Genomic DNA, 23,189 nt, shown 5'->3' with positions numbered 1-23,189 from the left:
CTCGATCCTCGCCCCGGTGGGGAGAGGAGGCGAACGCGCCGAGCGGGCCCGCACAGCATTCCTTTGCCGCGAACCGTGTCCGCTCCATTCCGATCGAAGACGGTTTTTTAAGAGCGGGGGTGGACGAGGCCGGCCGTGGCCCCCTCGCCGGCCCGGTGGCGGTGGCGGCGGTGATCCTCGATCCACGCCGTCCCATCGACGGCCTCGACGATTCCAAGAAGCTCAGCGAGAAGAAACGCGAGGCGCTCTACCCGCTGATCATGGAACGCGCGCTGGCCTGTTGCGTGGTGCTGGTGGAGGTCGAGGAAATCGACCGGATCAACATCTTCCAGGCCACCATGGTCGGCATGTGCCGCGCCGTGGCCGGGCTGGTCCACCGGCCGCACGAGGCGCTGGTGGACGGCAACCGGCTGCCGCCCGGCCTGCCCTGCCCCGGCCGCGCCATCGTGGGTGGCGACGCGCTGGAGCCGTCGATCAGCGCCGCCTCGATCCTGGCCAAGGTCACCCGCGACCGCCTGATGGCCTCGCTGGAGGCGCACTTCCCCGGCTATGGCTTCGCGGAACACAAGGGCTACCCCACGCCCGCCCACCTGGAAGCGCTGGAACGCCTGGGCCCGTGCCCGCAGCACCGCCGCAGCTTCGCGCCGGTGCGCGTCCTGCTGGAACGGCTCGCCTGTAGCTGAACCGCGGCTTGAACCGCTGCCATGCGCATGGCGGCCATCGCCTTTCCTGCAACCCAATCGCTTGCAGGCGCATCCGAAGGGGTATAGGAAGGAAGCGGACGCACGCGCGATCGCCTGCGACCCGCGCCTGCGCCAGCGCATGGACGCACGGGTTGCCGCCAGTTAGCCCGTACCCCGGGAGGAGACGCGCCATGATCCAGCCCAGCCAACGCCTGGAACCCGCACCCGCCACCCTGCCAGCGACCGTCCTTCCGCCGGAGGACGCCGGCCGCGGCGCGCGGCACGCGGACTACGACCTGCATCCGCTGCCCGTCGAGAGCCTCGCGCACTACATCGAGTGCCGCCTGGAGGACGGCCGCTTCCGCGTGAGCTGACCGCCGCGCGGCGCGCATCCGCGCGCATGCCGCGCCCGCGCCCCGTGCGGCGCGGCATGGCGCCTGTCAAGCTTGTCCGCGACCGGCGCCACGGTTAGCCTTCGTGGACTCACCCGGTGGGTCCGCATGCCCGCACGCTTCGTCCACACGCACCTGCACAGCGAATACTCGCTGGTCGACTCGACCATCCGCATCAAGGCGCTGGTCGGCGCGTGCGCGCGCGCGGGCATGCCGGCGGTGGCGCTCACCGACGAAAGCAACATGTTTGCGCTGGTGAAGTTCTACAAGGCGTGCAACGCGGCCGGCATCAAGCCGCTGTGCGGCAGCGACCTGTGGATCGCCGCGCCGGACGACCCGCGGCCGTGGCGGCTCACCGTGCTGTGCCAGCACCGCGAGGGCTACCTCAACCTGTCGCGGCTGGTCTCGCGCGCCTGGCGCGACGGCCAGCAGGGCGGCCGCGCGCTGGTCGAGGCCGGCTGGCTCACGCCGCAGGGCAGCGACGGGCTGATCGCCCTGCTCGGGCGCGAGAGCGAAGTCGCGCGCATCGCGGTGAACCAGGGCACCGACGCCGCGCTGGCGAAGTTGCGCCCGCTGGCGCGGCTGTTCCCCGACCGCCTGTACCTGGAGCTGACCCGCTGCGGCCGCGAGGGCGAGGAAAGCTGGAACACCGCCGCGCTGGCGCTGGCCGCCGAACTGGACCTGCCGGTGGTCGCCAGCAACGACGTGCGCTTCCTCGCCCGCGAGGACTTCGAGGCGCACGAGGCGCGCGTGTGCATCCACCAGGGCCGCGTGCTGGCCGACCCCAAGCGCCCGCGCGACTACAGCGAGCAGCAGTACCTGAAGACGCCGGAGGAGATGGAGGCGCTGTTCGCCGACCTGCCCGAAGCGCTGGAAAACACCGTCGAGCTGGCCAGGCGCTGCAACCTGGAACTGAGCTTCGGCACCTACTACCTGCCCGACTTCCCGGTGCCCGAGGGCCACGACCTCGACAGCTACATCCGCGCGACCGCGCGCGAAGGCCTGAAGGAGCGCCTGGCCTCCGCCCCGCTCGCGCCCGGCCACACCCTGGCCGACTACGAGGCGCGGCTGGAACGCGAGCTGGACGTCATCGTCGAGATGGGCTTCCCCGGCTACTTCCTGATCGTGGCGGACTTCATCAACTGGGGCAAGCAGAACGGCATCCCGGTCGGCCCCGGCCGCGGCTCGGGCGCCGGCTCGCTGGTGGCGTGGGTGCTGAAGATCACCGACCTCGACCCGCTGCAGTTCGAGCTGCTGTTCGAGCGCTTCCTCAACCCCGAGCGCGTGTCGATGCCGGATTTCGACATCGACTTCTGCATGGACCGCCGCGACGAGGTGATCGATTACGTGGCGCGCAAGTACGGCCGCGACCACGTCAGCCAGATCATCACCTACGGCTCGATGGCGGCGAAGGCGGTGTTGCGCGATTCCGGCCGCGTACTCGGCATGGGCTACGGCGCGGTCGACAAGATCGCCAAGCTGATCCCGCCGCGCCCGCTCGATCTCACCTTGTCCGACGCGCTGAACCGCACGGAAAAGGCGAAAAAGGAACCCGAGCGCGTCGTCAAGGAATTCTGCGAGCTGTACGAGCAGGACGAGGACGAGGCGCGCCCGCTGATCGACCTGGCGCTGAAGCTGGAGAACCTCACCCGCAACGTCGGCAAGCATGCCGGCGGCGTGGTGATCGGCCCCAAGCCGCTGACCGAGTTCGCCCCGCTGTACTGCGAGCCGGGCGGCGGCGGCGTGGTCACCCAGTACGACAAGGACGACGTGGAAGCGGTCGGCCTGGTGAAGTTCGACTTCCTCGGCCTGCGCACGCTGACCATCATCGACTGGGCGGTGAAGGCCATCAACGCGCGCCGCGCCGAGGCCGGCGGGGAGCCGCTGGACATCGCCCAGCTGCCGCTGGACGACGCCACCACCTACGACGAGGTATTCAAGAAGGCGCGCACGGTCGCCATCTTCCAGTTCGAATCCGCCGGCATGCAGCGCATGCTGAAGGACGCCAGGCCCGACCGCTTCGAGGACCTGATCGCGCTGGGCGCGCTGTACCGCCCCGGCCCGATGGACCTGATCCCGAGCTTCGTGGCGCGCAAGCACGGCCGCGAGGACGTGGAATACCCCGACCCGCGCGTCGAGCCCGTCCTGAAAGAGACCTACGGCATCATGGTCTACCAGGAGCAGGTGATGCAGATGGCGCAGATCGTGGGCGGCTACACGCTCGGCGGCGCCGACCTGCTGCGCCGCGCGATGGGCAAGAAGAAAGTCGAGGAGATGGTCAAGCACCGCGCGACTTTCCGCGAGGGCGCGGCCCGGGGTGGCATCGGCAGCGACAAGGCCGACGCCATCTTCGACCTGATGGAGAAGTTCGCCGGCTACGGCTTCAACAAGTCGCACGCCGCCGCCTACGCGCTGGTGTCCTACCAGACCGCCTGGCTGAAGGCGCACTACCCGGCCGAGTTCATGGCCGCGACGATCTCCTCGGACATGGACAACACCGACAAGGTGGTGACCTTCCTCGACGAGTCGCGCGCGATCGGCCTCACCGTGCTGCCGCCGGACGTGAACGCCTCCGACTACATGTTCGTGGCGATGGCCGACGACAGCCTCGCCGCCGGCCGCGGCTCGCGCACCATCCGCTATGGCCTGGGCGCGATCAAGGGCGTGGGCCAGGGCGCGTGCGAGTCCGTCGTCGAGGAACGCCGCCGCGGCGGGCCGTACAAGGACCTGGCCGATTTCTGCCGCCGGGTCGATTCCACCCGTTTCAACCGCCGCGTGCTGGAGGCGCTGGTCCTGTCCGGCGCGCTGGACGCACTGGCACCCAACCGCGCCAGCCTGATGCTGCAGCTGCCCGACGCCATCAAGGCCGCCGAGCAGCACCTGCGCGACCGCCAGTCCGGCCAGAACGACATGTTCGGCGCCATGCTGGGCGGCGCCGCGCCGGTGGTGCAGGTGGACCTGCCCACCGCGCCCGACTGGCCGCTCGAACAGAAGCTGCAGGGCGAGCGCGACACCCTGGGCCATTACCTCTCCGGCCACCCCACCGACCCGTGGCGCGAGGAGCTGGCCCAGCTCGCCACCTGCCCGCTGGGCGAGATCGCCGAGCGCTACCAGCCGCCCCGGCCGCGCAAGGGCGACGGCGATGACGGCAACCGCTTCCGCCGCGGCCCCGACACGCCGTGGACCGTGGCCGGCATGGTCGTGGCCGTGCGCAAGCGCGGCGACAGCGACGCCTTCGTGCGCCTGGAGGACGGCACCGGCATCATCGAGGTGAGCTTCTTCGGCGAGCTGTACCAGCAGGCGGCGCCCTTGCTGGTGCGCGACGAGATCCTGGTGGTCGAGGGCGGCCTGCGCATCGACGATTTCTCCGGTGGCGGCTTCCAGCTGCGCGCGCGCGGCGTCACCACCCTCGGCGACGCCTGCCGCCGCCAGGCGCGCCTGCTGCACGTGAAGCTGAACGGCATCGGCCCCGGCTTCGTGCAGCAGCTGCAGCAGGCCCTGGCCGGCTACCGCGGCGGCCGCGCCAGCGTGGTCCTCGGCGGCTACCACAACCAGTCCGCCCAGGCCGACCTGGAACTGGGCGAGGACTGGCGCGTGGACGCCATCCCCGCACTGCTGCGCGCGGTGCGCAGCCTGCCCGGGGTCGAGGCGGCACGGCTGCGGCTGGTCAGGAGCGAGAGCTGATCCTTCGGCGAAAAGGCAGCCATTGAGCCTTCCTCTCCGGGAGATGGGCTGGCTTGAGGGCTCGGCCTGCCAACCCGTTCGCCCTGAGCGTAGCGAAGCGGAGTCGAAGGGCCCATGCGTTCCCTTGCCCTTCGACTCCGGCGCCCAGGGCGAACAGCAGGGGCCCATACGCTCCCGTTCCCGCCCCCTCCTGTGCCCCGGTATACTGCCGCGCTTGTGACAACGAACCATAACGAATGAACCCCAACTTCCTCGACTTCGAACAACCCATCGCCGAGCTGGAAGCGAAGATCGAAGAGCTTCGCCACGCCAGCGACGGCCAGGCGTTCAACATCGACGAGGAAGTCGGTCGCCTGCGCGAGAAGCTGAAGGTCAAGACCGCGGACATCTTCCGCAACCTCAGTTCGTGGCAGGTCACCCAGCTGTCGCGCCACCCGGCGCGGCCGTACACGCTGGACTACATCGGCACCGTCTGCGAGGAATTCCACGAGCTGGCCGGCGACCGCATGTACGCCGACGACCCCGCCATCGTGGGCGGCCTGGGCCGCATCAACGGCCGCGCGGTGATGATCATCGGCCACCAGAAGGGCCGCAGCACCAAGGAAAAGGTGCGCCGCAACTTCGGCATGCCGCGACCCGAGGGCTACCGCAAGGCGCTGCGCCTGATGCAGCTGGCCGAGCGCTTCGGCCTGCCGCTGCTCACCTTCATCGACACCCCCGGCGCCTACCCCGGCGTGGGCGCCGAGGAGCGCGGCCAGAGCGAAGCCATCGCACGCAACCTGCTGGTGATGGCCGAACTCAAGGTGCCGGTGATCTGCACGGTGATCGGCGAGGGCGGCTCCGGCGGCGCGTTGGCGATCGGCGTGGGCGACCGCGTGAACATGCTGCAGTACGCCACCTACTCGGTGATCTCGCCCGAGGGCTGCGCTTCGATCCTGTGGAAGAGCGCCGACAAGGCCCGCGACGCCGCCGAGGCGCTGGGCCTCACCGCGCCGCGCCTGCTGGAACTCGGCCTGGTCGACAAGGTGGTCCGCGAACCGCTGGGCGGCGCCCACCGCAACCCGCGCTCGATCGCGATCCGCCTCAAGGCGGTGCTGATGAACCAGCTCGACGAGCTGGAGGCCATGCCGCTGCCCGACCTGCTGGAACAGCGCTACCGGCGCCTGCGCGGCTACGGCGCGTTCCAGGAATAGAATTGGGATCGTCGGCGCCGGCTGCCGTTGCGCGCCATATCCGTTAGATTCTGGAAGTCCGGCCGCATGGAGCGCCCCATGATCCGCCTTCCCTCCGTCCTGCTCGCTACCTGCCTGGCCACCCCGGCACTGGCGGCATCCACGCGGAACACACCGCCAATCCACTCTCAGGCCGAGCTGCAGCACTATCTGCGCGAGACGCCAGTCCAGTCCACGCCGCTGGCACCGCTGCCGCCGGCCAGCCGCAAGCGCTTCCTCGCGCAGTTGCGGTTCCGCCCGCATGGCATCGACATCAACTATGACGAACCGGCCGCGGAACTGACGCATCCGCAGATCGTGCAGCTGTACGCGCTGTTCGGCCAGCCACCACCCTCCGACGACTTGGGCGTGACACCGGCCCGGCAGCGGCAGCTCCGGCTCGAGCGCGTCGAGGACGCCCGGCGACGCGGATGTATCCCGGCGCAATGCCCCGAGAGCGAAGCCGAGCGGCACTTCGACGCGCTGAGCGCGATCAAGCCGCGCTTCTCCCTGCCCGATGCCCAGCGGTTCGCCGCCGAGAAGCGCGACTATGACCGCCTGTTCGGCGGCTTCTTCCACGACCCGGTTGCATGGCGGAACCTGGGCGATCCTGACCTGCGCCTGCTCGTGCGCGCCCTCTACACGACGCTGTACGCCGTACCGGACGCCGCACACGTCGCGCAACTGCGGCGCGTGCTCCAGGAAATGCAGCGCCGCGGCATGACCGGGGATGCGGACTTCGAGGAGCTTTACAAGGCCGAGATCGGCATACGCCAGTTCGATGCAGCCGCCCGGCTCCGCGGGGAATACCCCGGCATGCACGTCGCGGCGCTGCCCGCCTTCACTCCCGGACCGGCACCGGTCGACAACCAGCCCACAGCGCTCAGCGTGGACGTGCACTCCGACACCATGCGGCGCCAGGCTTTCAATCTCGGCGGCCCGCTGCGCATCGTGGTCATCGCCGGCTGCCACTTCAGCGAAGATGCCGCGCGAGCGATCGAGGCCGATGCGCAACTGCGGCCACTGTTCGAGCGACACTCCGTCTGGTTGGCCTCGCCCGCGCAGCCGATCGAGGACGTGTCGGCCTGGGACCGGCAGTTCCCCGGCCTCCCGATGTACGTCGCCTGGCACCAGGACGAATGGTCCATGCTGCCCAACTGGGGCATGCCGACCTACTACGTCTTCCGCGACGGGCGGCTTGCGAAGCAGTTCAAGGGCTGGCTGGGCACGGCCAAGCTCAAACAGGAGCTGCACGATGCCGGCGCCTTGTAGCGGAGCGGCACCGGAAAGGTCGCGCTACCATCGTCGGCAAACCGCGGGAGCCGACCATGGCCAATGAAACGCAAACCAAGCTGGCCGTCCTGATCGATGCCGACAACGCGCAGCCGGGGTTGGCCGAGGGACTCCTGGCCGAAGTCGCCAAATACGGCACCGCCCACGTCAAGCGCGCCTACGGCGACTGGACGTCCAACCACCTGAAAGGCTGGAAGGAACAGCTGCTCACCCAGTCGATCCAGCCGATCCAGCAGTTCGGCTACACCAGCGGCAAGAACGCCACCGACTCGGCGATGATCATCGACGCCATGGACCTGCTCTACTCCGGGCGCTTCGACGGCTTCTGCATCGTCTCCAGCGACAGCGACTTCACCCGGCTGGCCGCGCGCATCCGCGAATCCGGGCTGATCGTCTACGGCTTCGGCGAGCGCAAGACGCCCGAGCCCTTCGTGGCGGCCTGCGACAAGTTCATCTACACCGAAGTGCTGGCCGCCAAGCCCGACGAAGAGGCACCGCTGAAGCCACGCAGCAGTGCCCAGCTGAAGCAGGACAGCGGCCTGATCAACCTGCTGCGCAATGCCATCGAGGCGGCCTCCGACGAGGAGGGCTGGGCCGGCCTGGGTGGGGTCGGCTCGATCATCACCAAGCAGCGGCCCAACTTCGACCCGCGCAGCTGGGGCTACGGCAAGCTCAGCGAGCTGATCGCCGCGATCGACCTGTTCGAGCTGGACCGGCGCAGCCCCGGCGAAGGCCGCCCCAAGGCGATCTACGTGCGCAACAAGAAGAAACCGGCGCCCCGTGAATCCGGCTGACGCGCTGCCGAACCGGCTGCGCCGCGCACTGCGCGAACAATCCACCGGCGCGTTGTGCGTCGCCTGCAGCGGCGGCGCCGATTCCTCCGCCCTGCTGCACGCGCTGGCCGGCCTGCCGGAAGCGCGCGCGCGCGGCCTGCGCGCGCTGCACGTGGACCATGGCCTGCATCCGGACAGCGGCACCTGGGCGAACCATGTCCGGAGCCTGTGTGATGCGCTGGGCGTGCCGTGCGACGTGACGCGCGTCCGGGTGGAGAACCATCGCGGCGAAGGCCTGGAGGCCGCCGCGCGCCGCGCGCGCCACGCCGCCTTCGGACAAGCACTGCGCGAGGGCGAATGGCTGCTGCTGGCGCACCATCGCGACGACCAGGCCGAGACCGTGCTGCTGAAGCTGCTGCGCGGCGCAGGGCCGGAAGGGCTGGGCGGCATGCGCGAACGCCGCCCGTTCGGCCGTGGCCGGCTGTGGCGCCCGCTGCTGCCGCTGTCCCGGGCGCAGTTGCGCGCCTATGCCGAGGCGCATGCGCTGGCCTGCATCGAGGATCCCTCCAACGCCGACGCGCGGCTGTCGCGCAACTACCTGCGCCACGAAGTCCTGCCCCGCCTCGCCGCGCACTGGCCGCAGGCGGTGGATTCGATCCTGCACAGCGCCGCGCTCAGCCGCGACGCGGCCGATGCGTTGCGCGCGCAATGGCAACCGCTCTTCGAACGCCTGCACGACCCGACCGGAGGCAGCCTGGACCTGCCCGGCTGGCTGGCGCTGCCGCAGGCCCTGCGCGGCCCCCTGCTCGACTACTGGCTGCACGCGCGCGGCCTGCCCGCACCCACCGCCGCGCAGCGCGCGCAGATCGAGCGGCAGAGCCACGCGAAACCCGGCCAGACGCCGTGCATCCGCTGGCCTGGCGCGGAACTGCACCTGTGGAAAGGGCGACTGTGGGCGCTGCCGCCGCAGCCGGCGGTCGATCCGACCTGGCGGCACGACTGGCACGGCGAACCGCTGCCCCTGCCCGACGGCGGTGAACTGCGCCTGGCCGTCCCCGATGCGCGCCTGCCGGCGGCGCTGACGGTGCGCCTGCGCCGCGGCGGCGAACGCATCCGGCCCGCCGGCGACGCGCATACGCGCGAATTGCGCGACCTGTTCCAGCAGGCCGCGCTGCCGCCGTGGCGGCGCCCTGCCTGCCCGCTGCTGTACCGCGGCGACGAGCTGCTGGCCGTGGCCGACCGCTGGATCAGCGCCGCCGGAACGGCCCTGTTCGACGCTGCCGGCGGCCGTCCCCGATGGCGACCGGGCGCCTGAATCCACGCCCTCCGGCATGCCCCGGAAAGCGCATGGCGGCGCCCTGCCGCATTGATTCCAGGCCGCCTCTGCGCTAGCGTTGCGGCCCATGGCCAAGCCTGCTTCCGCCCCCGCCGAAACCTCCGCCGTCGCCGCCTTCGAGCACTCGCTGGACGAACTCGAGCAGCTGGTGGCGAAGATGGAAGTCGGCGAGCTGAGCCTGGATGAATCGCTGGCCTCCTTCGAGCGTGGCATCGGCCTCTACCGGCAGTGCCAGCAGTCGCTGGAACAGGCTGAACTGCGCGTGCGCCTGCTGCTGGACCCCGATGCCCCCGATAGCGCCGAACCGTTTGCACCCGAACGCTGAACTCGGCCCCGCGCTGCAAGCCCTGGTCGCCCGCGCCGAACAGGCGCTGGACCGGGTGCTGCCCGCCGCGGACCGCTCCCCGCCCGAGCTGCACCGCGCCATGCGCTATGCCGTGCTCGGCGGCGGCAAGCGGCTGCGCCCGCTGCTGGTCTATGCCGCCGGCCACGCGCTGGGCCGCGACGGGCCGGAACTGGACGCGCCCGCCTGCGCGGTGGAGCTGATCCACGCCTACTCGCTGGTGCACGACGACCTGCCCGCGATGGACGACGACGCGCTGCGCCGGGGCCGCCCCACCTGCCACATCGTGTTCGGCGAGGCGATGGCGATCCTCGCCGGCGACGCGCTGCAGGCGCTGGCCTTCGAGATCCTGGCCGAGTCCTGCGGCGACGCCGGCCGCTGCGTGGCCATGCTGCGCACGCTGGGCGCCGCCTGCGGCGCCGAGGGTATGGCCGGCGGCCAGGCGTTGGACCTGGCCGCGGTGGGCCACCGGCTCACGCTGGCCGAGCTGGAGCACATGCACGCCTGCAAGACCGGCGCGCTGATCCGCGCCTCCGTGCGTCTGGGCGCACTCGCCGCCGGCGCCGGCCAGGCCGCGCTGGACATGCTGGACCGCTACGCCGCCGCGGTGGGCCTGGCCTTCCAGGTGCGCGACGACATCCTCGACGTGGAAGGCGAATCCGCGGTGATCGGCAAGACTGCCGGCAAGGACGCCGCCGCCGACAAGCCCACCTTCCCTTCCCTGCTGGGGCTGGACGCCTCGCGCACGCGGCTGGCGCAGCTGGTGGACGAGGCGCGGGCCGCCATCGCGCCGCTGGGGGCGCAAGCCGCATCGCTGGAGCAGCTGGCGCTCTACGCCGCCCAGCGCCAGCGCTGATCCCGCGGACGGCCGCGCCCGCGCGGCGGTGTGGTCAGTTCACCAGCCGCAACGCGAACGGATAGCGGTAGCGCTCGCCCTCGTTGGACTTGATCGCGGCCACGATCACGCACACCAGCCACGCGACGCCCAGCAGCCACCACAGCGGGTAGCCGATCAGCAGGAACTTCAGCAGGCCGCAGACCACCGCGGCGATCACCACGGTGATGTTGAAGTTCAGCGCTTCCCTGGCCTGGTCGTCCACGAACGGCAGGCTCTCGCGCTTCACCAGCCAGATCACCAGCGGGCCGATGAAGCAGCCGATGCCCAGCCAGTGCCCGGTCACCAGGCCGCCCAGCAGGGCCGACAAGTGGGCGAACAGCGCCCACTGGCGCTCCTCGTGGGTGGGGCCGCCTTCGGGCGGCGGCACGTCGTCCGGCGGCGGAGGCGGTACGGCGGATTCGGGCGGAACGCTCATGGCCATCTCCTCGTCGTGCGGAACCGGCGGCGCCGGCGTCCGGCGATCCTAGCAAGCCCGGCGACCGTTTGCCGAGCCGGGCACGCGCATCACTTGATCAGCCGCAGCGTGAACGGATAGCGATAGCGCACGCCCTCGTTCGCCTTCACCGCCGCCACGATGGTCAGCACCAGCCAGGCGATGCCGATGATCACCCACAGCGGGATCGCGATGACCAGGCCAATGCCGAAGGTCGCCACCGACAGCACCATCAGGATCAGGAAGGCGATCGCCACGGTGATGTTGAAGTTCAGCGCCTCCTTGCCCTGGTCGTCCACGAAGGGCATGGAATCCTTCTTCACCAGCCACACGATCAGCGGGCCCACGAAGCAGCCCCAGCCGCCGCCGAAGGCCGCGGTGAGCAGTCCGCCCAGCAGCGAGGACAGGTGCGCCAGCATGCCCCAGGTGCGCTCTTCCGGCTGCAGCTCGCCGGTGGGCGGCGTCGATGGCGGGGGCGAAGGCGGCGACGGGGGTGGCATGCTGGATTCGGGAGGAACGCTCATGGCACGACTCCTTTTCGGATGCCGGCTCGCTGCCGGTGCCGGGATGCTAGCAAGTCCCGCGCGCGGCCGCGCGGCGGCCGGCTCCCGCGTGCCGGCGCTACTCGCCGGCCACCGTCATCCGCCCGAGCAGGATCGAGCCGGTGAGCAGGTGCGAGCGCGGGTCCACGTCCGTGCCCACCGCGCGTATGCCGGCGAACATCTCGCGCAGGTTGGAGGCGATGGTGACCTCCTGCACCGGGTGCGCGACGACGCCGTTCTCCACCCAGTAGCCGGCCGCACCGCGCGAATAGTCGCCGGTGAGCGTGTTCACGCCGTGCCCCATCACCTCGGTGACCAGCAGGCCGGTGCCCAGCCGGCGCAACATGCCGGCGAAGCCCGTGGCCTCGCCGTCCGCCGCGCCGGGCGACACCACCAGGTTGTGGATGCCGCCCGCGTTGCCGGTGGACTCGAGCCCCAGCTTGCGCGCCGAATAGCTGCCCAGCACGTAGCGCGCCAGCACGCCGCCTTCCACCAGCGCGCTGTCGGCGGTGGCCACGCCCTCGGCGTCGAAATTGCACGAGCCCAGGCCGCGCGGCAGGCGCGGCCGCTCCACGATGTCCAGCCAGGACGGCATCACCGCCTTGCCGGCGTGGTCGAGCAGGAAGCTGGCGCGGCGGTACAGCGCGCCGCCGCTGACCGCGCTCACCAGGTGGCCGACCAGGCCGCGCGCGATCTCCGGCGCGAACAGCACCGGGCATTCGCGCGTGGACAGGCTGCGCGCGCCCAGCCGCGCCAGCGTGCGCTCGGCGGCCTTGTCGCCCAGTGCCGCGGCGTCCATGAAATCGCCCGGGGCGCGCACGCTGTCGTACCAGTAGTCGCGCTGCATGGCGTCGCCCTCGCCGGCGATCAGCGACAGCGACAGCGCATGCCGCGTGCCGCGCTCGCGCCCGGTGAAACCGTGCGAATTGGCGTACACCGACAGGCTCTCGCCGGCCTGCACGCTGGCGCCGTCGGAATTGGCGATGCCCGCGTGCGCGCGGCCCGCATCCTCGATGCGCCGGCCCAGCTCGATCGCCGCCGCGGTGTCGATGCCCCACGGATGCCACAGGTCGAGGTCGGGGAAGTCGGTGGCCATGCGCGCGGCGTCGGCCAGCCCGGCGTCCGGGTCTTCCTCGGTGTAGCGCGCGATGGCGCAGGCCTGGTCCAGCGTGGCCTGGATCGAGTCGGGGTGCAGGTCGGCCGTGCTGGCCGAACCCTTGCGCCGGCCGAAGTACACGGTGAGGCCGAAGCTGCGGTCGCGGGTGTGCTCCACCGTCTCCACCTCGCCCAGTCGCACGTTGACGCTGAGCCCGGCGTCGATGCCGGCCGCCACCTCGGCCTGGCTGGCGCCAGCGGCGCGTGCGCGGCGGACCACGTCCTCGGCCAGCTGGGCCAGGCGGTCCAGTTCCTGTTCGGCGCGTTGCACGGCGGGAGCGGCGACTTGGTTCACGGGGGCTTTCCTGGGAGGCAAACGGGTAGAATGCACGATCCGCGCCGTGCCGTCCCGAGATGGGGGCGCCGCGGCCATTTGCAAAGCGCGAGGATGAGGCGCATGTCCGTCACGCCCGGCATCTACCGGCACTACAAGGGCCAGCGCTACCGCGTGCTGGGTACCGCCCGCCACAGCGAGACGGAGGACGAGCTGGTGGTCTACCGGGCCCTGTACGGCGACTACGGCCTGTGGGTGCGCCCGGCCGCGATGTTCGCCGAGACCGTGGAGCTGGACGGCGAGCCGATCCCCCGCTTCGCGCTGGAACAGGCCGACCCGGCCGACGCCGCCCCGCTTCCCTGAGCCCGACCACCCGGACCGATACCGTGAGCCCCAGCCGCAGCCGCAACCAGACCGAACTCGACGACGTCGACTACGGCCCCAGCCGCACCCAGCAGCGCCGCGACGCGCTGGCCGTGCTGGAGCTGGCCGGCCAGCTGGTCGAGCTGCCGCCGTCCCGGTTGGCGAAACTCGACCTGCCCGACGACGTGCGCGACGAGGTCGCCAACGTCCGCCGCATCACCTCGCACATCGCGCGCAAGCGCCAGCTCGCCTTCCTGGCCAAGCGGATGCGCCGCCACGACGACGAAGCCTTCGACGCGGTGCGCGCCGCGCTGGGCGAGAACCGCGAGCGCCTGCGCCAGGAAACCGCCGCCATGCACCGACTGGAAGCGCTGCGCGAGCAGCTGGTCGACGAGGAAGGCGACGAAACGCTCTCGGCCCTGCTCGCCCGGCACCCCGGCATCGACCGCCAGCACCTGCGCTCGCTGATCCGCCAGGCGCGCATCGAGAAGGCCACGCCGAACAAGCCGCCGAAGGCGTACCGGGAAATCTTCCGGGTGTTGAAGGAGCTGGGCAAGACTGACGACCCGGCCGATCGATAGCCGTCTGCTGGCGACCGACCCATGGCGGGCCCTTCATGGCTTTCGTCCGGTCATGCGCCTGCTTGCCGGCCTGGCCGGCAACGGCACGTTCCCCGCAGAACGAGGAGTTGCGTCGGTCACTCCGGGCGCGGTCGAATAGGCGGCACAGCAACCAGCGGTGCATTCCATGAACACGGAACAGCCTCGGCCATCGCTGCACGGTTCCTGTCACTGCGGATCGGTGCGCCTCACGCTGCCGGCAGCGCCTGAAACGGCCACGAGCTGCAACTGTTCCCTGTGTCGGCGCACTGGCGGAATCTGGGCGTATTACGACCTTGGATCCGTGTCCATCCAGGGGCATCCCGGGAACACGGAAAGCTACGTCTGGGGCGACCGGACGCTCAGGAACTTCCGGTGCAAGACCTGCGGCATCGTCACTCACTGGGAACCGGTTGAACCCGTACCCGGCGCTCGGCACGGCGTGAACCTGCGGAACTTCGACCCCGCGCTGCTGGGTTCGCTCGTCGTCCGGCGGTTCGACGGGGCGGACACCTGGAAATTCCTTGAATGAACCTGTCGCATCGGGCGCGCAGCCACAGGCGCCACCCAACCTGACGCCGCTTCGCGGCGTGCCTTGAACTCCACGTTCGAAGGCCCGCTTCTTCCGGCGGCTGGCCATGGGACCCGTCGGCTTGCTCCCTACGCCGCCGTGCCACCCACCGTCATCGCATCGATCTTCAGCGTCGGCTGGCCCACGCCGACCGGCACGCTCTGGCCGTCCTTGCCGCATACGCCGATGCCGTCGTCGAGCTGCATGTCGTTGCCGATCATGGAGACGCGGGTGAGCACGTCGGGGCCGTTGCCGATCAGGGTGGCGCCCTTCACCGGGGCGGTGATCCGGCCGTCCTCGATCAGGTAGGCCTCGCTGGCGGAGAACACGAACTTGCCGCTGGTGATGTCGACCTGGCCGCCGCCGAAGTTGGGCGCGTAGAGGCCGCGCTTCACCGAGCGAATGATTTCCTCCGGCTCGCGCGCGCCGCCGAGCATGTAGGTGTTGGTCATGCGCGGCATCGGCAGCTGCGCGAAGGATTCGCGACGGCCGTTGCCGGTGGGCGCCATGCCCATCAGGCGGGCGTTGAGCTTGTCCTGCATGTAGCCCTTGAGGATGCCGTCCTCGATCAGCACGGTGCATTCGGTGGGCGTGCCCTCGTCGTCCACGCTGAGCGAGCCGCGGCGGCCCTGCAAGGTGCCGTCGTCGACCACGGTGACGCCGGGCGCGGCCACGCGCTGGCCGAGGCGGCCGGCGAAGGCGGAGCTGCCCTTGCGGTTGAAGTCGCCTTCCAGGCCGTGGCCGACCGCCTCGTGCAGCAGCACGCCGGGCCAGCCGGGGCCGAGCACCACCGGCATCTGCCCGGCGGGCGCGTCGACCGCGTCGAGGTTCACCAGCGCCTGGCGCACCGCCTCGTCGGCCAGCGCCAGCGCGCGGCCGTTCTCGATCAGCTCGCGATAACCGTAGCGCCCGCCGCCGCCGGAATGGGCCTGCTCGCGGCGACCGTTGGCCTCGGCGATCACCTGGATGGACAGGCGCACCAGCGGGCGCACGTCGGCGGCCAGGGTGCCGTCGGAGGCGGCCACCAGCACGGTGTCCAGCGTGGCGGCCAGGCTCACGATCACCTGCTTCACGCGCGGGTCGCGCGAGCGCGCGTAGGCGTCCACCTCGCGCAGCAGGGCGATCTTGTCGGCGTTGGGCAGGCTGTCCACCGGGTCGATGGCGGGATAGAGCGGGCGCGCGCCGTTCAATGCCAGCGGCTTGCCGGCGCCCTGGCCCTCCCGCGCGATGGCGCGCGCGGCCTTCGAGGCCTCCAGCAGCTGCGGCAGCACGATCTCGTCGGAATAGGCGAAGCCGGTCTTCTCGCCGCTGATCGCGCGCACGCCCACGCCCTGCTCGATGGAGTGGCTGCCGTCCTTGACGATGCCCTCCTCCAGCAGCCACGACTCGCTGCGCGAATGCTGGAAGTACAGGTCGGCGGCGTCGATCGACGGGCCCATCAGCTGGGCGAACACGCGATCGAGGTCGCCGGTGGCGAGGCCGCCGGGGGCAAGCAGGCGGCTTTCGGCCTGGGCGATCAGGGAATCCATGGAGCGGCTACCGGTTGGGGTTCAGGGAAGGCACGGCGTGACCCGGCCCTTTGGCCGTCATTCCGGCGCAGCCGGAATCCAGTGGAACATGCCGTGCGAAGCACTCGAAACAAAAGGCTTTGCGTGCTTCGCACGAGCGACCCGACTGGATTCCGGCCTGCGCCGGAATGACGACGGCGTGTAGGGGAGATAGGGGCGAAACGCGGAGCTTAAAGCCTGCGCGGTGCAGGATCACGGCCGGCCACCGGCCGATGCGGCATTGGCGGGCGCTGCACCGGTGTGCCTGTCCGTTGCCGGCACCGGCTGCGACGGCACGGAGCCTGCCGGCCGGGGCGGCGCAGGCGCGGAAACGGCCGGGGCCCGCTGAAGGCTTCCGGAAGCTGCGGACGCGGCCTGCGGCGCCGGCAGGTCGCGCTTCTCGACCAGGGTCATCACCGGCTTGGCCCAGGTGCCGGTGACGTGGTAGCGGCGCAGCGCGGCGTGGTTCAGGCCCCTGCCCAGCAGGCCCTGCACGGCGAGGCCCGCGGCCGCGCCCACCGGTCCGGCCACCACCGCGCCGACCACCGGCAGGCTGTTGCCCAGGTGCGGCACCACGGTCACCTGCTGGTCGTAGTCCTTGGCGCGCAGGCCGGTGCGGCCGGTGATGGTGATCTCTGCGGCGGGGCCGTGGATCTTGAGGTTCCGCGTGGTGGCGTTGCCGTCGGCGAGGATGAAGTCGCCGGTGATGGAATCGAAGCCCAGGCCCTTGCCGAACACGTCGCCGAAATCCAGCGACAGCCGGCGCGGCAGCTCGCCCAGCGAGACCAGGCCGAACAGCCGCCCGACGCCCGGCGCCAGTTCGGGGATGCGCCCGTTGCTGACCTCCACGCTGAGCTTGCCGGTCATGTTGGCCAGCGCCAGCGACGAGGGCGCGCCGGGCCAGGTGGCGTCCAGCGCGTCGTGCGTCTTGCCGCCGTTGAAGATGTTGCCGAAGCCCAGCGCGGCGAGCATGTCGCCGAGGTTGTCGGCGGCGAAGTCGATGCGCATGTGGGTGTAGCTGTTGCTGGCGGTGCCGTCCCAGTTGCCGTTGCCGGTGACCTGCACGCCATGCGACAGCGCGCGCAACTGGTCGATGTGCATGCCGCGCGGGGTGGGCCAGGTCTCCAGCCGCGCCTCGCCGAGCCGCGCCTGGCCCAGGCGCAGGTCGCCCACCCACAGGTGCAGCGGCGGCAGCGAGGCCGGCTCGATGCCGGTGTTGGCCGGATCGACCGGCACCACGGCGGCCTTCGCGCCAGCGGCGTTCGACCCGTCCTGCGCCGGCGTGGCGCCGGACGCGCCGCTGCCGAAGGTCTCCTGCGGCCAGTACAGCCGCTTCAGGCGCGCGGTGATGCCGCGCTTGCGCAGGTCCGCGTCGGGCACGTCGAAGTGGCCGGCGATGGCCGCGCTGTCCACGTCGATGCCCAGCGCATCGCCCTTGGGCACGGCCTGGATGCGCATGTCGGGGAAGTCGTGACCGAACACCTCGGCGTGGTCGGCGCTGACGTCCAGGCTCTCCAGCCCGGGGCCGCTGCCACTGTTGCCGGCGGTGGCGTACTGCACCCAGCCGGTGACGTCCATGCGCCGGCCGTGGCCGCGGATGCGCAGGCCCTTGGCGGGCAGCGCGGCGGCGGAGGGCATCTGGTCGCCGAAGACCAGGTCCGCCGCCAGCGGACGCTGGTCGCCGTCCGCCAGGCGGAAGCGCCCGCGCATGGCGTCGCCCAGCGCCACCTGCAGGTCGGCCCCCGGGGTGGGCAGGCCCAGCACGGCGTGCAGCGGCAGGCCGGCGTCGTCCGCGGCCTTCTTCAGCGGCACCGGGAAATCGAGCGCGATGCCGGTCAGCGGCGAGTCGATGCCCAGCGTCTGGGACGCAGCCCCTCCGCCGGGCGGCGTGGCGATGTCGAAGCCGAGGGTGAAATCGCTCTTGCCGTGCGCCACGTCGGCCAGCCACGCCAGCTGCGGGTAGCCCTGCACCAGCTCGGCCACGCTGTAGTTGCCGCGCAGCCGGGCGGACAGCACGGTGGACGGATCGCCGGTGGCGCCGGCGATGGCCAGGTCCAGCGTGGAAGGCTCGCCGCGGAAACCGCCCGCCAGCGGCCCGGCGTGGAAGCCGCGGCCGTCGAACGTGGCCGGGCCGTTCAGCTTGCCCAGCGTGAGGCCCCAGTCCGGCGCGTCCACGTCGACGTCCTTGAGCTGGGCGTTGCCGGCCAGGACGAAGTCGCCCGGGTCGGCCACCGGCAGCGACAGGTGGAAGCCGAAGCTGCCGCTGCCGCCCAGCTTCAGCCTGGACAGCACGTCCGCCTGGCGGCTGGCGATCGGGCTCTTGCGGGCGAAGTCGAGCAGGCTGGCGGCGCTGCCGCTGCCGTCGATGTTGAGGTCCAGCGTGGTGTGGGCGAAGTCGGGGATCACCGCGACCGCCTTGTCCAGCTTCACGTCCAGCGCCTGCCCGGCGTCGGCCTGCACCAGCATGCCGTTGTCGATGAAATAGGCGCTGGCATGGACATGCTCGGCGCGCGGCCAGGCGTCGCCGTAGTCGAAGTCGAGGTCGCTGATGTCGGCATGTGCCTCGAAGCGGCCCTCGTTGTGCTCGAACGGCCAGTCCTTCAGGTCGCCGCGCAGCAGCACCTCGCCGTCGTCCACGTGGCCGCCGGCCAAGGCGCGGTCCAGCCATTTCATGGCCGAGGCCGGCATGGTCGAGGGCCAGAACAGCTTGGCGGCGACCACATCCGCCTGCGTGAGCCGGGCGTACACGTCGAGGAAGGGCGGGCCGCCGGCGTCGTGCAGGTCCACCTCGCCGCGAGCCGTGCCGGCGAAGCCCTGACCCTGGAAGTCCAGCGCGGCGATGCCCAGGTGCCAGTCGCCGCCGGCATGCCAGAGCGCCAGCGTGCCGCCCAGCTTCGGCATGTCGAACGGCTGGCGGAACACGCGCGGGAAGCGCAACACCGTGGCCTGGGCGGGCAGCTCCAGCGACACCGCCTCCGCGTCGCCGCGCAGCGTGCCCCGCAGGTGGTCCACGCCCGGCAGCGTGCCGGCCGGGTCGACGCCGAGGTCGTTGAACTCCGCCTGCAGCGACTGCAGGCCGCCGGCCCGGCTCCAGCGCAGCGCGGCGTCTTCCACCAGGCCGTGCGGATGGCCCTGCCCCAGCCAGGTGGCCAGCCCGGGCGACAGCCCCGGCTTCAGCGCCAGCCATGGCAGCAGCGGCGCCAGCTGCAGGTCGCGCGCCGCCGCGGCGGCGGCCGCCTGCGGCGTGCCGGGGCGGTGCAGGTCCAGCGCCAGGCCGCCGCCGTCGTCGCCGGCCCAGCGCAGCGCGTAGCCGTCGTCGATGTGGCGCAGGTCGGCCACGCCCCGCACCGAGGGCACGGTGGCGCGGGTTCCGCCGGGGCCGTCCACCACCACGTCGGTCAGCATCAGCCGGAGCAGGCCGCGCGTCACCTTGCCGCGCTTCCAGTCCAGCCAGGCCGAGGCGCCGCCGTAGCCGGCCTGCACCGCGTAGCCGCCCAGATCGACGCCATCGAGCAGCCTGTGCAGGTCGGCCTCGCGGACGGACAGCCACAACCGTCCGGCGCTGCCGTCGTCGCGGAAACTGCCGGCGCCGCGCACCATCCCGGCCACGCCGCTGCGCCGCAGCAGCGCGCCGACGCGGATGCGCCGGCCCTGCCGGCTCAGCAGCAGCGCGTCCGCCGTCACCGCATAGTGGCGGCCGGTGCGCGCGTCGGCGATGTCCAGCCGCACGTCGTCCAGCCGCAGGCCCAGCGACAGCCGGCCGAACGCGGTGGACTGGCGGTCGGTGCCGCCGGCCACGCCGATGCCGTTGACGTGCCAGGCGCCGTCCGCGTCACGGCCCAGGTCGAGCTGCAGCCCGCGCGCCTGCAGGTTGAGGAAATGCCGCGCCGGCAGCAGCCAGCCGCCGAAGTCCAGCTTCAGCCCCGCCTCGGGAATGTGCAGCGGCGTGCCGCTGCCGCCGGGCCCCACGCCCACGGTGACGTCGCGCATCACGAACAGCGGGCCGGACGGCTGCCAGCGCCCTTCCAGCGAGGCGAAGCTCACCGGGCGGTGCAGCCGCTGGCTGAGCTGGGCGGCCACCCACTGCGGGTGGCGTGCCAGCAGCGGCAGCAGCAGCTGCGCCAGCGCGGTGGCGATCGCCAGCACGATCACGCCGACGCCGGCGGTCCAGCCCAGCGCCCGCGCGACGCGGTGCAGGCGGCGTTGCCATGATGCGTTCACGTCCGGCGATCCAGCGCGGACTCAAAGCAGGACCACATCGAACTGTTCCTGTGCGTAATGCTCTTCCGGCTGGAAGCGTATGCTCTTGGAGATGAACTCTTCCAGTTCGGCCACCGCGGCGGATTCTTCCTCGAGGATGCGTGCCACCACGCCGGGACTGGCCATCACCAGCAGCTTCTCGGCGTTGAACTGGCGCACGGCGCGGGTGATCTCGCGGAAGATCTCGTAGGTCACCGTCTCGGCGGTCTTCACCGTGCCGCGCCCGCCGCAGGCCGGACACGGCTCGCACAGCTGGCGCTCCAGGCTCTCGGTGGTGCGCTTGCGGGTCATCTCCACCAGGCCCAGCGCGGACATCGGGTAGACGGTGGTCTTGGCGTGGTCGCGCGCCAGCCCCTTCTCCAGCATGCGGATGACCTGGCGGCGGTGCTCCTCGTCCACCATGTCGATGAAGTCGATGATGACGATGCCGCCCAGGTTGCGCAGCCTGAGCTGCCGCGCCGCCGCCTGCGCCGCCTCCAGGTTGGTGCGGTAGACGGTCTCCTCCAGGTTGCGCGAGCCGACGTAGCCGCCGGTGTTCACGTCGATGGTGGTCATCGCCTCGGTCTGGTCGACGATCAGGTAGCCGCCGGACTTCAGCGGCACCTCCTTCTTCAGCGCGCGCTGCATCTCGTCCTCGGCGCCGTAGAGGTCGAAGATCGGCCGCTCGCCGTCGTAGTGCTCGACGCGGTCGTCCAGGTTCGGCATGAACTTGTGCACGAACTTGACCACCTTCTCGTAGGTCTCGCGCGAGTCCACCCGCACCTTCTCGATGCCGTCGTTGAGCGAGTCGCGCAGGCTGCGCAGCGGCAGCGAGAGTTCCTCGTACACGCGCTCGCCCACTTTCGCCTTCGCGATGTTCTCCTGCACCACGCGCCACACCTTGCCCAGGTAGGTGACGTCGAAGGCCAGCGATTCGGCGCTCTGCCCCTCGGCGTTGGTGCGCACGATGTAGCCGAGCCGGCTCGTGCCGGCCGCGTCGTCGCCCACCAGCGGCGCCAGCACGTCGCGCAGGCGCTGGCGCTCGTCCTCGTCCTCGATGCGGGCGGAGATGCCCAGCGTCCTGGCGTAGGGCAGCAGCACCAGGTAGCGCGAGGGGATCGACAGGTGCGCGGACAGCCGCGCCCCCTTGGTGCCGATCGGGTCCTTCACCACCTGCACCACGATCTCCTGGCCCTCGTGCACCAGCTCGCTGATCGACGGCGTGTGGCCGTTGCCGTTCCCCTCGGCGCCCTCCGGCAGCGGCGGCCGCACGATGTCGGAGGCGTGCAGGAACGCGGCGCGCTCCAGCCCGATGTCCACGAACACCGCCTGCATGCCCGGCATCACCCGCTGCACGCGGCCCTTGTACACGTTGCCCACGTAACCGCGGCGCGAGGTGCGCTCGATGTGCACCTCCTGCAGCATGCCGTTCTCGACCACCCCCACGCGGGTCTCGCGGGGGGTGACGTTGATCAGGATTTCTTCGCTCACCGGATACTCCGAATCGATGCCAGCCTTTATAACGGTCGCGCGCGCAGGCTGTCGATGCGCGCCGCACCGTGGGCCCGACCCGGTCGGGAAAGCACTCAGCGGCGGGGGCCGCCGTCCTCCGGCGACGGGCTCTGCTGGGTGCCCGGCTGGGCGGGCAGGATCGGCCCGCCCGGGGGCGCCGGCCGGCCCGCCGCGGGCTCCATCTCGCCGCGCCAGCGCGGCAGCGCATCCGGGTGGTTGGCCTGCACGTAGGCGATCAGGCCCTCGCGCACGCGGCAGCGCAGGTCCCAGTTGCGCCCGGAATCGACCGAGCTGACCAGGGCGCGCAGCTGCATCGCCCGCTCGTTGGCGTCGGTGACCTGGAGCACGCAGACCCGCCCGTCCCATTCCGGCGCGTCCCGGCACAATCGCTCCAGCTCGCCGCGCAGCGGCGCCAGCGGCACGCGGTAGTCCAGCCACAGGAACACCGTGCCGATCAGCTGCGCGCTGGTCCGGGTCCAGTTCTGGAACGGGTTCTCGATGAACCAGTTCAGCGGCACCACCAGCCGGCGCTCGTCCCAGATGCGCACCACCACGTAGCTGCCGGTGATCTCCTCGATGCGGCCCCACTCGCCCTGGATGATCACCACGTCGTCGAGCCGGATCGGCTGGGTCACCGCGATCTGCAGCCCGGCCACCACGTTGCTCAGCACCGGCTTGGCCGCCAGGCCCAGCACCAGCCCCGCCACCCCGGCCGAGGCCAGCAGGCTGGCGCCGAGCTGGCGCACGCCCGGGATGGTCAGCAGGATCGCCGCCGCGCCCAGCAGGATCGCCAGGATGTCGGCGGTGCGCCCCAGCACGCGCACCTGGGTGGCCACGCGGCGGGCGCGCAGGTTGTCGGCCACGTCCACCGGGTAGCGGCGCAGCGCCGCCTCTTCCAGCGCGCCGATGCAGCGCACCGCCAGCCAGGTGGCCACCGCGACCAGCGCGATCGTCAGCAACCGCCGCAGCACCACCACCGGCCCCAGCGTGGCGGCCTCGGGCAGCATGCGCAGCGCGATCACCAGCATCAGCAGCGGCATCAGCCATTCCATCGGCGCGCTGGCGCGGTCGATCATGCCGGCCGCCACCGGATGCCGCCGGGTCAGCCGGCGCAGCACGGCGTAGGCCACGCTGCGCAGCAGCGCCGCCAGCAGCAGCGCCGCCGCGACCGTCACGCCCAGCCGCACCCAGATGTCGTGCGCCCAGAGCCTGGCGAGTTCGTCGCCCATGCGCGGCAGTCTGCGCAGGCGGATGTGGACGGGGCGTCGGCGCGGCGCCATGCATCGCCGGATCATGGTTGTCAAGAAAGGCGGTAATTTGCAAGGGGGAGACGAGCAAGTG

19 protein-coding genes are annotated in these 23,189 nt (G+C 71.4%); 12 read left to right on the top strand and 7 right to left on the bottom strand.

Translation table 11 applies throughout. From position 1 onward, the window contains the following. The first annotated feature begins 86 nt into the window (after positions 1-86). From rnhB to ispA, 9 genes are all read left to right on the top strand, one after another. Entirely contained in the window at positions 87-683 is a 597-nt protein-coding gene (rnhB, locus tag QMK61_RS13685; RefSeq protein WP_302072855.1) for a ribonuclease HII, read from the top strand. A 191-nt stretch (positions 684-874) separates the two neighbouring features. Continuing rightward, on the top strand, positions 875-1,057 hold the full coding sequence (locus tag QMK61_RS13680; RefSeq protein WP_302072777.1) for a hypothetical protein: 183 nt from the start codon (positions 875-877) through the stop codon (positions 1,055-1,057). Positions 1,058-1,183: 126 nt separating this feature from the next. Further along, on the top strand, positions 1,184-4,759 hold the full coding sequence (dnaE, locus tag QMK61_RS13675; RefSeq protein WP_302072776.1) for a DNA polymerase III subunit alpha: 3,576 nt from the start codon (positions 1,184-1,186) through the stop codon (positions 4,757-4,759). A gap of 236 nt (positions 4,760-4,995) precedes the next feature. After that, on the top strand, positions 4,996-5,952 hold the full coding sequence (locus QMK61_RS13670) for an acetyl-CoA carboxylase carboxyltransferase subunit alpha (protein WP_302072775.1): 957 nt from the start codon (positions 4,996-4,998) through the stop codon (positions 5,950-5,952). 78 nt (positions 5,953-6,030) lie between these two features. Continuing rightward, positions 6,031-7,242 (top strand): hypothetical protein, encoded by a 1,212-nt coding sequence (locus QMK61_RS13665; RefSeq protein ID WP_302072774.1) that lies wholly within the window; start codon positions 6,031-6,033, stop codon positions 7,240-7,242. 56 nt (positions 7,243-7,298) lie between these two features. Next, the gene (locus tag QMK61_RS13660; RefSeq protein ID WP_302072773.1) at positions 7,299-8,057 is read left to right on the top strand and encodes an NYN domain-containing protein; all 759 of its coding nucleotides are present in this window, start codon (positions 7,299-7,301) and stop codon (positions 8,055-8,057) included. 16 nt (positions 8,058-8,073) lie between these two features. Beyond that, the gene (tilS, locus tag QMK61_RS13655; RefSeq protein WP_302072854.1) at positions 8,074-9,351 is read left to right on the top strand and encodes a tRNA lysidine(34) synthetase TilS; all 1,278 of its coding nucleotides are present in this window, start codon (positions 8,074-8,076) and stop codon (positions 9,349-9,351) included. Between the two features lie 88 nt (positions 9,352-9,439). Beyond that, positions 9,440-9,697: an exodeoxyribonuclease VII small subunit gene (locus tag QMK61_RS13650; protein WP_302072772.1), complete on the top strand. Its 258-nt coding sequence runs from the start codon at positions 9,440-9,442 to the stop codon at positions 9,695-9,697. After that, positions 9,681-10,571 (top strand): (2E,6E)-farnesyl diphosphate synthase, encoded by an 891-nt coding sequence (gene ispA, locus QMK61_RS13645; RefSeq protein ID WP_302072771.1) that lies wholly within the window; start codon positions 9,681-9,683, stop codon positions 10,569-10,571. Before QMK61_RS13650 ends, ispA begins: the two co-directional genes overlap by 17 nt. Before the next feature lie 34 nt (positions 10,572-10,605). On the opposite strand, the gene QMK61_RS13640 is transcribed toward ispA, so the two are convergent. From QMK61_RS13640 to pmbA, 3 genes are all read right to left on the bottom strand, one after another. Then, on the bottom strand, positions 10,606-11,028 hold the full coding sequence (locus tag QMK61_RS13640) for a DUF4870 domain-containing protein (protein ID WP_345783635.1): 423 nt from the start codon (positions 11,026-11,028) through the stop codon (positions 10,606-10,608). An 89-nt stretch (positions 11,029-11,117) separates the two neighbouring features. Next, the gene (locus tag QMK61_RS13635) at positions 11,118-11,570 is read right to left on the bottom strand and encodes a DUF4870 domain-containing protein (protein WP_345783634.1); all 453 of its coding nucleotides are present in this window, start codon (positions 11,568-11,570) and stop codon (positions 11,118-11,120) included. 97 nt (positions 11,571-11,667) lie between these two features. Next, complete coding sequence (gene pmbA / locus QMK61_RS13630) at positions 11,668-13,038, bottom strand: metalloprotease PmbA (RefSeq protein WP_302072770.1); 1,371 nt, start codon at positions 13,036-13,038, stop codon at positions 11,668-11,670. A gap of 102 nt (positions 13,039-13,140) precedes the next feature. Between pmbA and QMK61_RS13625 the strand changes: the two genes are divergently transcribed. From QMK61_RS13625 to QMK61_RS13615, 3 genes are all read left to right on the top strand, one after another. Then, entirely contained in the window at positions 13,141-13,380 is a 240-nt protein-coding gene (locus QMK61_RS13625) for a DUF1653 domain-containing protein (protein ID WP_302072769.1), read from the top strand. A 23-nt stretch (positions 13,381-13,403) separates the two neighbouring features. Then, a complete protein-coding gene (yjgA, locus tag QMK61_RS13620; protein ID WP_302072768.1) occupies positions 13,404-13,961 on the top strand; it encodes a ribosome biogenesis factor YjgA in 558 nt (185 codons plus the stop codon). 166 nt (positions 13,962-14,127) lie between these two features. After that, positions 14,128-14,511, top strand: a complete 384-nt coding sequence (locus QMK61_RS13615) for a GFA family protein (protein ID WP_302072767.1) — start codon at positions 14,128-14,130, stop codon at positions 14,509-14,511. Positions 14,512-14,639: 128 nt separating this feature from the next. Here the strand turns inward: QMK61_RS13615 and tldD are convergent, their stop codons facing one another. From tldD to QMK61_RS13595, 4 genes are all read right to left on the bottom strand, one after another. Then, complete coding sequence (gene tldD / locus QMK61_RS13610) at positions 14,640-16,079, bottom strand: metalloprotease TldD (RefSeq protein WP_302072766.1); 1,440 nt, start codon at positions 16,077-16,079, stop codon at positions 14,640-14,642. A 231-nt stretch (positions 16,080-16,310) separates the two neighbouring features. Beyond that, positions 16,311-20,318, bottom strand: coding sequence for a YhdP family protein (locus tag QMK61_RS13605; protein ID WP_302072765.1), 4,008 nt, complete (start codon positions 20,316-20,318; stop codon positions 16,311-16,313). Between the two features lie 21 nt (positions 20,319-20,339). Continuing rightward, on the bottom strand, positions 20,340-21,827 hold the full coding sequence (gene rng, locus QMK61_RS13600; RefSeq protein ID WP_302072764.1) for a ribonuclease G: 1,488 nt from the start codon (positions 21,825-21,827) through the stop codon (positions 20,340-20,342). Between the two features lie 95 nt (positions 21,828-21,922). Further along, the gene (locus QMK61_RS13595; protein WP_302072763.1) at positions 21,923-23,077 is read right to left on the bottom strand and encodes a mechanosensitive ion channel family protein; all 1,155 of its coding nucleotides are present in this window, start codon (positions 23,075-23,077) and stop codon (positions 21,923-21,925) included. Positions 23,078-23,189: the final 112 nt, after the last annotated feature.

Origin of the sequence: Fulvimonas sp. R45 (genome assembly GCF_030504985.1) — a bacterium.
Classification (GTDB): domain Bacteria; phylum Pseudomonadota; class Gammaproteobacteria; order Xanthomonadales; family Rhodanobacteraceae; genus Rhodanobacter_A.
Note: the sequence above shows the minus strand (reverse complement) of the source record. Positions and strands in the feature narration are given on the sequence as shown.